The sequence below is a fragment of the Nocardioides thalensis genome (assembly GCF_013410655.1).
Taxonomy (GTDB): domain Bacteria; phylum Actinomycetota; class Actinomycetes; order Propionibacteriales; family Nocardioidaceae; genus Nocardioides; species Nocardioides thalensis.
Map to the genome: position 1 here is coordinate 2,218,053 of NZ_JACCFP010000001.1, position 13,667 is coordinate 2,231,719.

12 protein-coding genes are annotated in these 13,667 nt (G+C 71.1%); 4 read left to right on the top strand and 8 right to left on the bottom strand.

The features are described from left to right. Nucleotides 1–13: 13 nt before the first annotated feature. Nucleotides 14–487, top strand: a complete 474-nt coding sequence (locus tag HNR19_RS10905) for a hypothetical protein (protein ID WP_179667945.1) — start codon at nt 14–16, stop codon at nt 485–487. 12 nt (nt 488–499) lie between these two features. Here the strand turns inward: HNR19_RS10905 and HNR19_RS10910 are convergent, their stop codons facing one another. Both HNR19_RS10910 and HNR19_RS10915 read right to left on the bottom strand, forming a co-directional pair. After that, nucleotides 500–1,027 (bottom strand): hypothetical protein, encoded by a 528-nt coding sequence (locus HNR19_RS10910; protein ID WP_179667946.1) that lies wholly within the window; start codon nt 1,025–1,027, stop codon nt 500–502. After that, nucleotides 1,027–2,883: a VldE C-terminal domain-containing protein gene (locus tag HNR19_RS10915; RefSeq protein WP_179667947.1), complete on the bottom strand. Its 1,857-nt coding sequence runs from the start codon at nt 2,881–2,883 to the stop codon at nt 1,027–1,029. The genes HNR19_RS10910 and HNR19_RS10915 overlap by 1 nt, the downstream gene beginning before the upstream one ends. 147 nt (nt 2,884–3,030) lie before the next feature. Here HNR19_RS10915 and HNR19_RS10920 point away from each other — a divergent pair, with 147 nt between their 5' ends. Further along, nucleotides 3,031–5,334, top strand: a complete 2,304-nt coding sequence (locus tag HNR19_RS10920; RefSeq protein ID WP_179667948.1) for a right-handed parallel beta-helix repeat-containing protein — start codon at nt 3,031–3,033, stop codon at nt 5,332–5,334. 8 nt (nt 5,335–5,342) lie between these two features. On the opposite strand, the gene HNR19_RS10925 is transcribed toward HNR19_RS10920, so the two are convergent. The 5 genes from HNR19_RS10925 to HNR19_RS10945 all read right to left on the bottom strand — a co-directional run bounded on the left by HNR19_RS10925 (nt 5,343) and on the right by HNR19_RS10945 (nt 11,174). Continuing rightward, the gene (locus HNR19_RS10925) at nt 5,343–8,573 is read right to left on the bottom strand and encodes an error-prone DNA polymerase (protein WP_179667949.1); all 3,231 of its coding nucleotides are present in this window, start codon (nt 8,571–8,573) and stop codon (nt 5,343–5,345) included. 9 nt (nt 8,574–8,582) lie between these two features. Beyond that, complete coding sequence (locus tag HNR19_RS10930) at nt 8,583–9,929, bottom strand: HNH endonuclease (RefSeq protein WP_179667950.1); 1,347 nt, start codon at nt 9,927–9,929, stop codon at nt 8,583–8,585. A 9-nt stretch (nt 9,930–9,938) separates the two neighbouring features. Beyond that, nucleotides 9,939–10,217, bottom strand: coding sequence for a hypothetical protein (locus HNR19_RS10935; RefSeq protein WP_179667951.1), 279 nt, complete (start codon nt 10,215–10,217; stop codon nt 9,939–9,941). 137 nt (nt 10,218–10,354) lie between these two features. After that, nucleotides 10,355–10,537 carry a hypothetical protein gene (locus HNR19_RS10940; RefSeq protein ID WP_179667952.1) on the bottom strand — a complete coding sequence of 61 codons (183 nt, stop codon included), beginning with the start codon at nt 10,535–10,537 and terminating at the stop codon, nt 10,355–10,357. A 73-nt stretch (nt 10,538–10,610) separates the two neighbouring features. Then, nucleotides 10,611–11,174: a TetR family transcriptional regulator gene (locus HNR19_RS10945; RefSeq protein WP_218910212.1), complete on the bottom strand. Its 564-nt coding sequence runs from the start codon at nt 11,172–11,174 to the stop codon at nt 10,611–10,613. Between the two features lie 126 nt (nt 11,175–11,300). Here HNR19_RS10945 and HNR19_RS10950 point away from each other — a divergent pair, with 126 nt between their 5' ends. Both HNR19_RS10950 and HNR19_RS10955 read left to right on the top strand, forming a co-directional pair. Further along, nucleotides 11,301–12,212, top strand: a complete 912-nt coding sequence (locus HNR19_RS10950; protein ID WP_179667954.1) for an alpha/beta hydrolase — start codon at nt 11,301–11,303, stop codon at nt 12,210–12,212. 92 nt (nt 12,213–12,304) lie between these two features. After that, entirely contained in the window at nt 12,305–12,682 is a 378-nt protein-coding gene (locus HNR19_RS10955) for a VOC family protein (RefSeq protein ID WP_179667955.1), read from the top strand. Here HNR19_RS10955 and HNR19_RS10960 read toward each other — a convergent pair. After that, the gene (locus tag HNR19_RS10960) at nt 12,679–13,647 is read right to left on the bottom strand and encodes an MsnO8 family LLM class oxidoreductase (RefSeq protein WP_179667956.1); all 969 of its coding nucleotides are present in this window, start codon (nt 13,645–13,647) and stop codon (nt 12,679–12,681) included. The genes HNR19_RS10955 and HNR19_RS10960 overlap by 4 nt on opposite strands. Nucleotides 13,648–13,667 lie beyond the last annotated feature (20 nt).

Here is a 13,667-nt window from a genome sequence, read left to right on the forward strand (position 1 = left end):
GTAAGCACCTCCCATGCGAAATCTGCGACACCTGCGCCGTGGCCTCGCGGCGGCCTTGGCCGTCCCGCTCCTGCTCGCCGGCTGCGGCGACGACGAGTCCTCCGGCGGCTCCGACGGGCCGGCTACCGAGACCTCCGACGCGCCGACCGGGGACGAGGCGGCGATCCAGGAGACGATGACCGCGTTCATCCTCGAGCCGCGGTGCGACCTGGCGACCCCCGACTACCTGGTGGTGCTGTCGCTCGACGACGAGAAGACGCCGGCAGAGGCGTGCGAGCAGTGGGAGTCGTTCTTCGTCGAGCCCTCCTTCGACGCCGACGACATCGTCTACTCCAACCTCGAGATCAACGGCGACACGGCAACCATCGAGGTCGGCTCGGAGCTCATCAACATCACGACCCTCTACCAGCTCACCAAGGTCGACGGCACCTGGCTGGTGAGCGGCGACGACTTCAACTCCGAGATCCCCGGCGAGGAGACTCCCTAGGTCGAGCCGGGTCTACGAGGCCGGACCGCGGTCCTCGTAGCCGTAGACCCGCCAGCCGAAGTCGTCGCTGGGGAAGTCCACCAGCCGCAGTCCGAGCAGCCAGTCGGTGCGGGCGTCGACCGTGATCGTGACGTCGACGGACCGGTTGCCCGACGCCACGAGCTCGAGCGTGCCGGGCGTGCCGTCCGGTACCTTGCGCGGCTCGACCTCCTCGAGCCCCGCGTAGAGCTGGTCGGCCACCAGCGGCCGCAGCGCGCTGAGCCAGGCCGCCCGGCGCCCCGGGTCGAGGAAGACCGAGGCGAACTTCTCGGCGACCGGCTCCCACTGCGCTCGTACGGCGGTGGTCGCTCCGCGTCCGCCATCGGCGAGCTTGGCGTAGGGGTCCCAAACGCCCTCCTCCCCCGCCGCGCTCACGGCTCCCGGGTCGCGATCGTCGTCCCGCAGCACCAGGAACGTCGCGACGACCGCCGCCAGCAGCAGGATGACGACGGCGACGACCACGGATCCGCGGTTGATGCCGCGCTGCACCAGGCCGGTCATCAGCAACCACCCCTCTTGAGTACGACGTGGACCCGGTCGTGGTGGAGCGCGACCGGATCGGTGGTCGGGCCTGTGCGCGGCTGGTAGGGCCGCCACCCCGCCTCAGGCTCGGCGGGCGACCAGGACTCCCCCGCCCACAGGACGTAGGAGACGTCGAGCAGGTCTCCGCGCGCCTCGAGATAGGCCGCGACGTCGGCGCCCAGCGCGGCGTCGCCGTCGGGCAGCACGATCTCGAGGCCGGCCATCCGGGTGCCCGAGCCGCAGCTCACGGCAGGCCCGCGGGCGCCGTACGTCGTGAGCTCGGGGAACGCCTCCTCCACGCAGCGCAGCAGCGTGGCGGCCGCGGAGGTCAGGCTCGCCTCGAGCTTGTCGAGCGGCGTGTCGGGGCACTCGCCCAGCGCGACCTCTCCGCAGTAGTCGGACCCGGGGATCAGCCGGCCGCCCGCAACCTGCTGGACGATGTAGCGGGCGTCGGCGGCGCGCTCGGCGTACCGCTCCGGGAACGGGTAGCCCTGGACGGCGGCCGCGGCCTCCCGGAGACCGAGGGCCTGCCAGTCGAGGTCGTTGAGGCCCTGCCGGTCGACCTCGGGGTGCACGCCGTAGAACGCGTCGGCCGCGCGAGCGGGGTCGACGAGCTCGTCGGCGGTGCCCCAGCCGCTGCCGGCGTACTGCCGGAAGAGGCCGAGCGCGTCGCCAGCGGTGACGTTGCGGAGGCCGGACTCGGCGAGCGCCGCCATCAGCGCGACCACCCAGGCCCGACGCGGCAGGCCGGCCGCGCTGCCGCGCTCGATGATCGTGATCGCGTGCCGCACGGCCTCGGTGCGGATCGTCGCCCCGCTCGGCAGCTGCAGCCAGAGCGGGCGGGTGCCGCCGCCGAACGCCGGGTGGCTCGGGTCGGGCGTGCCGGTGCCCGCCTCGCCCGCCATGTCGACGGTCGAGATCAGCGCCGGGTGGTCGGAGGCGATCGGCAGCTCGCGGGCGCCGACCTTCACGGTGCGGGGCGGGTGGAACATGTACATGACGCCGCGGTCCTTGGCGTAGCCGAAGCCGGCGCCCGTCATCTTGGCGTGGGCGGTCCAGCGGCCCTCCCCCGGGTGGGAGTTCATGTCGCCCGCCACGATCACCGGTCCGTGCACCTCGAGCACGTCGACCAGGTCGAGGATGATGTCCATCCCGCGGGAGTAACGCTGGATCCGGGTGATCGGCGGGTTGCCGTGCTGGCGCGGGAACTTCTTGGGGTTGGTCATCATGTGGGTCGACACGACCGACACGACCGTGCCGTCGGTGCGCTGGAGCATGGCCCAGGTCGCGTAGCGGTCCCAGGTGAACGGCCGTCCGTGGTGAAAGCCGGGGTCGTCGTTGACGACCTTGACCCGACCGGAGTCCAGGGCCCGCCAACGGTCGGTGCGCCACATGACCACGTTGTTCATCGACTGCACGCCACCGCGCGTGGTGTCGCGCTGCTCGTCGCGGTAGGCGTTGTAGCCCGGGGCCGCCGTGCGGAGAGCCGGGAGCGTCCGCCCACTGACCTCGTTGAGGAAGATGAAGTCGGGCTCGTCGGCGGCCAACGTGCGCATGGACGAGGTGAACCCTGCCGAGCCGGTGCGGTTGGGGATGTTGGCGACGGCCGTCTTGACGGCGCCGACCACGGAGCCACCCGTCGGCCCCTCGACCCCGCTCAGGTCGGCGAGCACCAGCCCGCTGCCGGAGGCGCCGACCTTGCTCGGCCCCGACACCGGCGCGCTGCAGCGCGGCGGGACCGTCGTGTCGCGGGCGGCCGACAGCCGCGCCTCCGCGGGTACGCCGGCGAGCACGCCCGCTCCGAGCGCCAGCGCAACCACGATCCGCCACTTCATCCGTGCACCTCTCCGTCCGTCGTCCACAGGCTAGGGATCGGCAGGCGTTCCGTCCGGCCACCACGCCGAGGCTGTGATGCCGGTCACAGTCAATCCCTAACGCGGACCCGCAGTGTTCGTTGGAACCGCAGACGAGGAGGTCCCCCCATGCTCGGTCGCCTCACCCGCGCCGCGGTCGCCGCTGCGCTCGTGACCACTGGCCTCACCACTGGCCTGCTCCTGGCCGGCCCGGCTCCGCAGGCCGCCGCGCACGTGGAGCGGCCCGCCTACTGGCCCGACCCCAAGCCCGACTGCTCGATCTCGCCGTGCGCGGGCGGCAAGGTGCCGGACGCGCGGTCCCTGGCGTCCGCGCTCGACCGCGGCCGGGTCGGGCAGACCCGGGTGGTCTGCCAGCCCGACTCGCTGCAACGGCTGCGGCGGTCGGTCGCGCACGCGCGCCGCCACGGCTACGACGAGCGGCCGACCGTGCACCGGCGCCTGACCGAGCGGCGCGCGCGGACGCTGCTGCGGGTCAACGAGCGTCTCTTCGAGCGGTGCCGCTACCGCCAGATCCAGGCCGCGGTCACCGCGTCCGGCAACAACGACCGGGTCGTCGTGATGCCGGGCCTCTATCTGGAGCCGCACTCGCGCAAGCAGCCCACCTACGACGAGCGCTGTGCGCCGTACCGGATGAAGTCCGACAGCGGCGACCCCGGCGCGCTGTCGCACGAGTACCAGATCCACTGCCCCAACGACGCCAACCTGGTGGCGGTGATCGGTCGCGGCCCCGACACGGCGCCGACGCCCGACGTGCCCCACGAGGACCGGCACGGCATCCCCAACGTCGGCGACTGCATCCGGTGCAACCTCCAGCTCGAGGGCTCCGGGGTGAGCGCCGACGACGTCGTGGTCGAGGCGGGCGATCCGAGAGCGGGCAACGGCGGGCCGTCAGCGGCAGGCCACAAGAAGGACGTCGGCATCTTCGTCGACCGCGCCGACGGGTTCGTGCTCCGCAACGTCACGGTGCGCCACGCCCGGGAGCACAACATCTACGTGATCGAGACCGACGGCTACCGGCTCGAGCAGTTCAAGGCGTTCTACGGCGGCGCGTACGGCGTGCTCACCTTCGTCGGCGACCACGGCCTGGTGCAGCGCTGCGAGGCCGCCGGCAGCGGGGACTCCGGTCTCTACCCCGGCTCGGGCGCCGACTCGACCACCAACCGCTACAAGCCGTTCTACCCGAAGTGGCGGTTCAGCCAGACGTTCCGGCTGTGCGACAGCCACCACAACACGGGCGGCTTCTCCGGCACCAACAGCCACGGGACGCTGGTGGAGCGCAACAACTTCTTCAAGAACGCGCTCGGCTACACCACCGACGTCTTCACCGCGCCCGGGCACCCGGGCTTCCCGCAGCACGGCAACGTGGTGCGGCACAACCGCTTCTACAGCAACAACTTCAACGTGTTCGAGCCCGACTCGGGTGTCGATCCGTTCATCCCCGCGCCGGTCGGCACCGGGCTCTGGCTGGCGGGCGGCAACCAGAACAACGTCCACCACAACTGGTTCTACGACAACTGGCGCCGCGGCGTGATGCTGTTCGCGGTGCCGGACGCCACCGTCTGCACCCCGGTCGTCGAGCCGACGCCGGTGCCGGGGTGCAACCCGCTCGCGGTGAGCACGTCGTTCGACAACCGCTTCCACCACAACCGGATGGGCGTGAACCCCGACGGGCTGCCCGCGCGCAACGGCCTGGACTTCTGGTGGGACTCGTTCGTGGGCAACACCGGCAACTGCTGGTGGGCCAACAGCGGGCCGGGCGGTCGGGCGGTGCGGAGCATGCCGTCGAACCTGCCCGACTGCGACGAGGGCACGAACCCCTCCTCCAGCATCGGCCTCGGCAACGTGGTCGCCGAGGCGGAGCTCATCGGGTGCCTGCTCGGGATCGAGGTGGAGGGCCCGAGCGGCGGACCGCTGTGCACGTGGGGCCAGACGCCGCCGCGGCCCGGCATGCGGGCCGCCGGCGACGACCCGTCGGCGCTCGCGGCGCCGACGGAGGCGCAGCGTCAGCTGATGGCCGGGATCTGCTGGCTCGGGCTGGCCGCGCGCACGTGCGCGCCGTACGACGCCGAGACCGAGCCCGTGGAGAGCGGACGGACCTGGGCGCGCAGCACCGAGCTGCCCGCCGCCTACGACGGGGTCGAGCCGGTGGCGACGCAGGCCAGGTTGAGCGAGCTGACGTGCAGCTGGTGGCGGCAGGCCGACCGCGCGCACCGGCTGGGCGCGGTCGACCGGATCGAGGAGTTCGCGACCGGGCCGATCGACGGCTCGGTGCCGTACGGCTTCGGCGCCGGGATGCCGGACGGCTGGGCGGTCCGGATGTTCCAGCAGCGGTGCAGCATGTTCGAGGCCGGCGGGTTCGCGCTCTACAAGCTGTACGGCGCGGCCGCGCCCTTCGCGGCGGTGGCTGACTGAGAGAGCCGCTAGCGGAAGTCGCGCGAGGACTGGCGGGCCTGCAGCGCCGTACCTGCTCCGGGGAGCAGCTCGTCGAGGGCCTCGACCCGGTCGGCCACCAGGTTGGTGACGCCCTCCTGCCGCTCGAGCTTGCCGCGGACGACGACCGCGACCCGGTTGCGTGCGGCCTGGCGGTGGGCACGCATCACGCCCTCGGAGCAGATCACGTTGAGCATCCCGCTCTCGTCCTCGAGGTTGAGGAATGTGATGCCCATGGCCGTGCCCGGCCGCTGCCGGTGGGTCACCAGCCCGGCCACGTGGACGCGCCGCCCGGGCTCGACGTTCGCGAGGTCACCGACCGACTTGATCCCCGCTGAGGTCAGCTGCTCCCGCCAGTGCTCGACCGGGTGGCGCTCGGGCGAGATCCGGGTCGCCCAGAGGTCCGCGAGCGTCAGGTCGACCTCGGCCATCCCCGGCAGGGCCGGCGCCGATGGCGCGGGCGTGCTGCCCTCGAGCTGGTCGTCGCGCTCGGCGTAGCCGGCCATCCACAGGGCCTGGCGCCGGTCGAGGTCGAAGCAGGCGAAGGCTCCCGCCGTCGCGAGCGCTTCGAGCTGTGCTGACGACAGGCCGGCGCGTCGCGACACGTCCCTGATCGACGCGTACGGCTGGCCGGCCTCGATCTTCCGCGCGACCTCCAGGCCGATGCCCTTGACGGCATCCAGCCCCAGCCTGACCGACAGGCCCTCGTCCTCGAGGTCGGCCTGTGCCTTGGACTCGTTGATGCTCGGCCGCTTCACCTCGACGCCGTGCCGCCGCGCGTCGGCGACCAGCGACTGCGGTGAGTAGAAGCCCATCGGCTGGTTGCGCAGCAGGCCGGCGAGGAAGGCGGCCGGGTAGCGGAGCTTGAACCACGACGAGGCGTAGACGAGGAGCGCGAAGCTCAGCGCATGGGACTCGGCGAACCCGAAGCTCGCGAAGGACAGGATCTTGACGTAGATCGCGTCGGCGTGGTCGCCGGTGATGCCCTTCGCCGCCATGCCGGCGTAGAGCTTCTCCTTGATCTTCTCGATCCGCTCGATGCCGCGCTTGGACCCCATCGCCCGGCGCAGCAGGTCGGCGTCGTCGCGGGTGCAGTCGCCCAGGACCACCGCCATCTGCATCAGCTGCTCCTGGAAGAGCGGCACGCCGAGGGTGCGGCCGAGCACCGGCTCGAGCAGCGGGTGGTCGAAGGTGACGGGCTCTTTGCCGGTGCGGCGGCGGATGTAGGGGTGCACCGCTCCGCCCTGGATCGGCCCGGGGCGGATCAGCGCGATCTCGATCGCGAGGTCGTAGAAGCTGCGTGGCTTGAGCCGCGGCAGGGTGCCGATCTGGGCGCGGCTCTCGACCTGGAAGACGCCGATCGAGTCGGCCTTCCCCAGCATGTCGTAGACCGCCGGGTCCTCCTTCGGGATCGTCTCCAGCGTCCAGCGGGTGCCGAGGTGCTGCTCGACGAGCCGCATCGTGTGGTCGAGTGCGCCGAGCATCCCGAGGCCGAGCAGGTCGAACTTCACCAGCCCCATTGACTCGCAACCGTCCTTGTCCCACTGCAGGACGGTGCGTCCGGGCATGCGTGCGCGCTCGATCGGGCACACCTCGCCGATGGGGCGCTCGGTCAGCACCATGCCGCCGGAGTGGATGCCGAGGTGGCGCGGCGCCGACATGAGCTCGCCGGCGAGCGACGCCACGGCCGGAGGGATCCCGGCCTCCTCGGGGACCTCCCTCCCCCAGCCGTCGATCTGCTTGCTCCACGCGTCCTGCTGCCCGACCGAGTACCCGAGCGCCTTGGCGGCGTCCCTGACCGCCATCTTCGGCCGGTAGGTGATCACGTTGGCGACCTGGGCGGCGTTGCGACGTCCGTAGGTCTCATAGACCCACTGGATCACCTCCTCGCGCCGGTCGGAGTCGAAGTCGACGTCGATGTCGGGCTCGTCGTCGCGGTGCTCGGAGATGAACCGCTCGAACGGCAGGTCGAACTCGACCGAGTCGATCGCGGTGATGCCGAGGGCGTAGCAGACCGCCGAGCTCGCCGCCGAGCCCCGGCCCTGGCAGAGGATGCCCTGGCTGCGCGCGAACGCCACGATGTCGTGGACGATCACGAAGTAGCCGGCGAAGTCCTTGCGCAGGATCACCTCGAGCTCGGCCTCGATGCGAGCACGAGCGCGGTCGGCATGAGGAAGGTCGGCATACCTCTCCGCAAAGCCCTTCTCGGTCAGCTTCCGCAACCAGCTCGCAGCGCTCTCACCCTCGGGGATGCCCTGCTTGGGCAACCGGGGCGAGGCCTTGCGGAGGTCGAAGGCCAGCTCCGTGGCGAGCGGCACGGTCGCGGCGACGACGCCTGGGTAGCGCCGGAAGAGCCGCTCCATCTCCTCCCCTGACCGGAGATGAGCGGAGCCGGAGAGGTCCAGCCACCCGTCGAGCTCGGCGATGCTCCGCCGCGCGCGGATGCTCGCCATCGCCGCAGCGAGACGGCGCCGCTCGGGGGTGGCGTGGTGGACGTTGCCCGTGGCGACGGCGAGCAGCCCGCGGGTACGCGCGACCTCCCACATCCGGTCGTTGACCTCGTCGTCACCCGGCTTGCCGTGGCCCGACAGCTCGACGACCACGTTGTCGCGGCCGAACCGGTCGACCAGGTCGTCGACTGCATCGGGGGTGCGCGCCCCCTTGCGGCAGCCGGTGAGCACGACCCAGTGGTCGCGGCCGCGGTCGGCGAGCTCGTCGAGGTCGTACGACGGCCGCCCCTTCTCGTCGCCGCGCAGGTGCGCCTCGGTCATCGCCCCGGCGAGCCGGTAATAGCCCTCCACTCCCCTGGCGAGCACGAGCAGGTGGCTGCCCTCCGGGTCGGGCACGCCGTTCTGCGGTGCGGTCAGCCCCAACGACAGCTCGGCGCCGTAGACCGTGGGCATCGCGTAGTCGCGCCCGTACTCGGCGAACAGCGGCGCACCCTGGAAGCCGTCGTGGTCGGTGAGCGCGATCGCGCTCAGGCCCAAGCGCGTCGCCTCGGTGACGAGCTCGGCAGGGCTGCTGGCGCCGTCGAGGAAGGAGAAGTGGCTGTGGCAGTGCAGCTCGGCGTACGGCGTGACGGCTTCCGGGCGGGCGATCTCGAGGGGCGCCTGCTTGGGCCGCTTGCGCCGCGACACCGGGGCGTCCTCGGCGCCGGGCGCGCGGCCGGACAGGCGTCGTTCGATCTCTCGCCACGGGACCGGTGGGTTGCTCCATCCCATGGCAGCGCCTCAGGGGCTGGGGACGAGGTCGTCCACGGTGAGCCGAAGGTGGCGTTCGATCTCGGAGATCCAGTCGGTGTGACATGCGGGGTCGGGCAGGGGTGGTGCGTGGGACCGGTACCGATGTCCGGTCGGGGTGATCGTCTCCACGCCGCCGGGGCCGGAGTCGATGGGTGTCTGTTGCCAGCCGGGTGCCTGTTTGGCGTGGTTGCAGGCCTCGCAGTAGCCCTGCCCGTTCTCATCGGAGGTGGCGCCACCCTCGGCCACGGGTTTGATGTGATCGATGTGCCGCACGGGCGCGTCGCACCACGGGTTCGCACAGATCCCGTGGCTCTTGAGCCTGAGGAACTCCGCGAGCCCGCCGGGGAAGGTCCGTTGCTTGCTGGTCATCGCGACCAGACGACCGGACGGGTCGGCGTAGAGCTGGCGGATCCAGTTGTCGAGCTCCGAGCCGTGTTCGAGGGCGTGCGCGGCAAGGAGCCGGGCGACCTCGGCCGGGATCGTCTCGGACTCCACCAAGGCCGGACCGTTGCCCCCGGCCAGGGTGGCGTCGGACATGACCACGTTGATCCCGACCGGGACAGCCGGCGGCGTGGTCTCGCTGTCGTTCATGGGGACGCCGGTGACCCGGGAGACCAGCAGGTCGGCCATCAGCTGGCCCTTGGACCGCGGGTCACCGGCGGCCTGCATGGTCGCCGCCTCTCGGGTCAGTGCTGCGTAGGCGGAGACCCCTTGGGCGACCGGGACCAGGGCGGTCAGGTAGGCCATCGTGTCCGGCGCCGGCCGCAGCGACACGTGTCGGTCGGACTCGGCATTCGAGCGACGCCGCACCACCGCGGCGGGGTCGAGCTCGCACACCAGCCGCTTGACCTTGCCGACCAGCTTCCTGGTGCCCAACCCCTCGAGCGCTTGGGGGCTCGCGAACAGCTCGACATCAGCGACGCCGCGATCCTCGGCAGTCAGGCAGCTCAGCTCGCGCACCGCGAGCATCGCCCGGAACTCGCTGAGGCTGCCGTCCTTGAGCCGGTCCAGCAGGTGCGGGGTCTCCGCGCACATGGTCTTCGCGAACCCCAGCAGCACCTGCCCGCGGTGCGGGGACTCCTTCCGAGCCAGGGCGATCTCGGCGGCGACACCCCGGCCCTGGCGGCGGGCACTCACGCCCTGGGCTGCCTCCGCGGAGCGGCGCGCGGCGTCGTACGCCACCGCCGTCTCGGCCTGAGCCCCACACGCGGCAGACTTGAGGTCCTCGAGCGCGCTGATCAGGTCGATCTGCGCCTCGGGGTCGTCAGGACGCGCACCCGTCATCAGCAGGTCGGTGAGCTCCCTGACCTGTGCTGCGGTGATGGGCGTGTCCATGAGCAAACATTAGTCGAACATGCGTTCGAACACAAGGGCCAGGGCGGTCCTGTTGGCGCTCGAGCCCAAGACGTCGTCGATCACTCCCGCGATGCCCGGACGGCACTGCAACCTCACCATCCTCACGACGAGCGCGGCCTTGCGCTCGTCTATCGCCAGATCGAGGTACCGCACGTAGCAGAGAAGCTGCCGGTCTGACACCGCCTCGGGATTGGTCTCCAGCAGCCGACCGATCGACGGACCCAGTGGATGACGTGGCTCGGTGATGTGCGGGCAGATCGAGGACATGACGCGACGGTAGGAACCGCCCTCGACACGCAGCCGTGTGCCAGATCACCTCGTGTGGGAACCGGACACCGATCCGCTCCCTGTGGACGACAAGCGGTTCGCTGCGAGCATCCGGGCATGCCAAGCTGGGGCGAGCGTCACTCGCCGATGATGATCTCGACGTTGAAGACGCGGTTGAGACAACTGCGGTGCGCTCCAAGCCACTGATGACCGTCCAAGTCAGGAGCCTGCACGGTCAGCTCGACATAGTCCGGGGCACTCAGCGTGGCGGGGTCACCGCACACGCAGCACTGATAGCGAGTCGTGCGAGCCGTTGCCATCCATGGAGTGTGGCACTGGATTCGCACTCATCTGCCGTCGTCGTGGCGGTCCTGCCGACGACCGGGCGTCTGCCTAGGGCCGCCCGGCGTGGTCATGCGTGGTCCACTGGCGGGCGAGCCGCCTGCAAATCGCCTGTTGCTGGGCGTCGTCGAGTCCGTGGGTGAGCAGTCCTTCGACGGCGAAGACGCCGATCTTGACCTCGGCGTCGATGTCGGCGTGGTCGACGCCGGCCCGTTCGAGGGTCGCGCGGAACATTCCTTCGGTGATCTGGTGGAACCCGGTGTGCCATGCGTCGACGGCAGGCGAGTGCGCGGCCCTCGAGTGGACGGTGTTGACCAGGCGGTGCATCTGCTGCAGTCGCCGGACCACCCACCCGAGCTGATCTTCCAAGGGCGCGGCCGCGACCTCCTCGTACTCGGCCAGCGCGTCGCTCAACACCGCATCGAGCACGGCGACCAACACGTCGTCCTTGTCCGCGAAGTACCAGTAGATGGTGTTCCCCGCGACCCCGGCGGCCTTCGCCAGCGCCGCCATCGAGGTGCCCTCGTAGCCGTGCTCGATGAACAACCGGCGGGCTTCGGCGAGGAGCTCTGCGCGCTTCTCCTCACGGTCCTGCTGGCGCTTGTTCGCGGGCACGACGCACACCCTACCTGTGGTCTTGAACACCATCCAAGAGATTCCTTGAATAACGTTCAAGAGGCTTGCTACGGTCCGAGCGGCGGCATCTTGAGTGGCATTCAACAAATCTGAGGGGAACTACAGATGAGCGGCTACACCCGTGACGACGTCACGTTCGACTCCCACGGAACGGCGTGCGCGGCATGGCTGTACCGCCCGACCGGCGCGACGACCCCGCCAGTCATCGTCATGGCGCACGGGTTCGCCGCCATGCGGGCGTTGCGCCTGGACGCGTACGCCGCCCGGTTCGCCGAGGCCGGCTACGCGGTGCTGGTCTTCGACTACCGCGGGTGGGGCGACAGCGCGGGTGAGCCCCGGCGGGTGCTCGATATCCGCGCCCAGCAGCTCGACTGGCGCGCCGCCGTCGCCTACGCCCGCGAGCTCGGGGACGTCGACACGAGTCGAGTGGTGCTGTGGGGCACGTCGTTCGGCGGGGGCCACGCACTGCACCTGGCTGCGGAGGACCACGACGTCGCTGCCGTCATCGCGCAGGTCCCGCACATCAGCGGCCCGGCGTCAGCGTTCTCCCAACCACCGAGCCTCGTCGCCCGGCTGATCTCTGCGGGCGTGCGGGACCAGGTCCGTGCGCTGGTCGGCCGCCAGCCCTACCGAGTCCCGGCGGCCGGCTATCCGGGCGAGGTCGCCATGATGACCTCTCCGGACGCGGCGCCGATGGCTATTCGTCTCGCCGGCGACCGATACGAGGAACTGCTTGCAGAGAACGACGTGGCCGCACGGATCGCCCTGCGCGTGCCGTTCTACTCGCCCGGCCGGCGAGCCCACAGGATCACCGCGCCCACGTTGGTCCAGATCGCCGAGCGCGACACTGTCACGCCGTTCGATGTCGCGCTGAAGGCGGCCCAGCGGATCCCGAAGGGCGAGATCCGCACCTACGACTGCCTGCACTTCGAGCCCTACCTCGACCCCTACTTCGACACCGTCGTCGCCGACCAGATCACCTTCCTCGCCGCACACGTCCCGGCCGCCCAGCGCTGAGAGCACAGGGTGCGAGCCCGCTCATCCCGTTGTCACATCCGGGGGTCGCGGCGTGTCTTCATTGCACCGACCACGAACCCAGGAGGAAAGCAATGCTGGAGAAGGTGTTCTACACGAGCGTGCTCGTCAGCGACCAGGACAAGGCTCTGGACTTCTACACGAACGTCCTCGGCATGGAGAAGCGCAACGACAACGAGACACCCGACGGGCCGCGGTTCCTCACTGTCGGCGTCGAGGGCGACGAGTTCATGCTGGTCCTCTGGCCCGGGACGCCGGGGCAGGCCGAGCCGGCGATGGGACGTCCGCCGGCGTCGATCACCATCGAGACCGACGACATCCAGAAGACCTACGACGACCTGAAGTCCAAGGGCGTCGAGTTCGTCTCCGACCTGCTCGAGTTCGAGTGGGGCTCGGTCGCCCAGTTCCTCGACCCCGACGGCAACCGCCTGCAGATCCGCCAGGGCCGCTAGCCCACGAGGTCCCGCAGCATCCGGTCCGACGCGAGCAGCGCGTCGCGGTTGTACGTCGAGGTGCTGGCCAGCAGCTCGTCGGCGCCGGTGCGCTCGACGAGTCGGTCCAGCTGCCGGCGTACCGTCGCCGGGCTGCCCGCGACGGCCCGGTCGAGGGCAGTCTCGACCCGTCGCTCCACCTGTGCCGGCCAGGGCACTCCGCGGATGGTCGCCACGGGCTGGAGCGGCGGGAACTCGCCGGTCCGTCGCGACATCGCCATCGCCCACGCCTCGGGCAGGGCCAGGTCGCGGGCGGTGGCGTCGTCGTCGGCGACCATCACGTCGAGCGAGATCGTGACCCGCGGGGTGCTGCCGCGGTGCGGGCGGAACTCGCGCCGGTACCGCGTCAGCGCGCCAGCAAGCTCGTCCGATCCCAGCACCGGACCGCCGATCACCACGGGCAACCCGAACCGGGCGGCGACCTCGATCCCCCGGCCGGTCGCGAGCAGGTGGAGAGGGACCGGCCGGCGAGCGGCCGGGCGTGCCGTGACCTCGGCCGTGGCGTCGAGGTAGCCGCGCAGCTCCGCCAGGTCGTCCTCGAACGTCTCCGCGGCCTCGAGCTCCCGGCGGAGCGCACGGCGCACCGGTGGGGTGAATCCGAGCGAACGCCCGACGCCGAGGTCGACGCGGTCGGGGTGCAGGGCGTCGAGGACGAGGAACTGCTCGGCGACGACCAGCGGCTGGTGCAACGGCAGCATCACGCCGCCGGAGCCGATCCGGATGCGTGACGTCCGTGCTCCGATCGCGGCCAGCAGCACGGCCGGAGTGGCGGAGGCGATGCCGGGCACCGCATGATGCTCGGCCACCCAGAACCGCTCGTAGCCGACCCGCTCCGCGTGCACGGCGCGGGCGACGGTGGCCGCGATCGCGTCGCCGTCGGGCTCCCCGGCGCGCGTCCTCGAGCGGTCGAGCAGGGAGAGCCTCACGCTCGCACCAACGCTTGCGC

Bases quoted from the DNA above. Each gene is read 5' to 3' on its own strand.
- HNR19_RS10930 (WP_179667950.1), bottom strand. From the start codon at position 9,929: ATGGACACGCCCATCACCGCAGCACAGGTCAGGGAGCTCACCGACCTG.
- HNR19_RS10935 (WP_179667951.1), bottom strand. From the start codon at position 10,217: ATGTCCTCGATCTGCCCGCACATCACCGAGCCACGTCATCCACTGGGT.
- HNR19_RS10940 (WP_179667952.1), bottom strand. From the start codon at position 10,537: ATGGCAACGGCTCGCACGACTCGCTATCAGTGCTGCGTGTGCGGTGAC.
- HNR19_RS10925 (WP_179667949.1), bottom strand. From the start codon at position 8,573: ATGGGATGGAGCAACCCACCGGTCCCGTGGCGAGAGATCGAACGACGC.
- HNR19_RS10905 (WP_179667945.1), top strand. From the start codon at position 14: ATGCGAAATCTGCGACACCTGCGCCGTGGCCTCGCGGCGGCCTTGGCC.
- HNR19_RS10910 (WP_179667946.1), bottom strand. From the start codon at position 1,027: ATGACCGGCCTGGTGCAGCGCGGCATCAACCGCGGATCCGTGGTCGTC.
- HNR19_RS10915 (WP_179667947.1), bottom strand. From the start codon at position 2,883: ATGAAGTGGCGGATCGTGGTTGCGCTGGCGCTCGGAGCGGGCGTGCTC.
- HNR19_RS10920 (WP_179667948.1), top strand. From the start codon at position 3,031: ATGCTCGGTCGCCTCACCCGCGCCGCGGTCGCCGCTGCGCTCGTGACC.
- HNR19_RS10950 (WP_179667954.1), top strand. From the start codon at position 11,301: ATGAGCGGCTACACCCGTGACGACGTCACGTTCGACTCCCACGGAACG.
- HNR19_RS10955 (WP_179667955.1), top strand. From the start codon at position 12,305: ATGCTGGAGAAGGTGTTCTACACGAGCGTGCTCGTCAGCGACCAGGAC.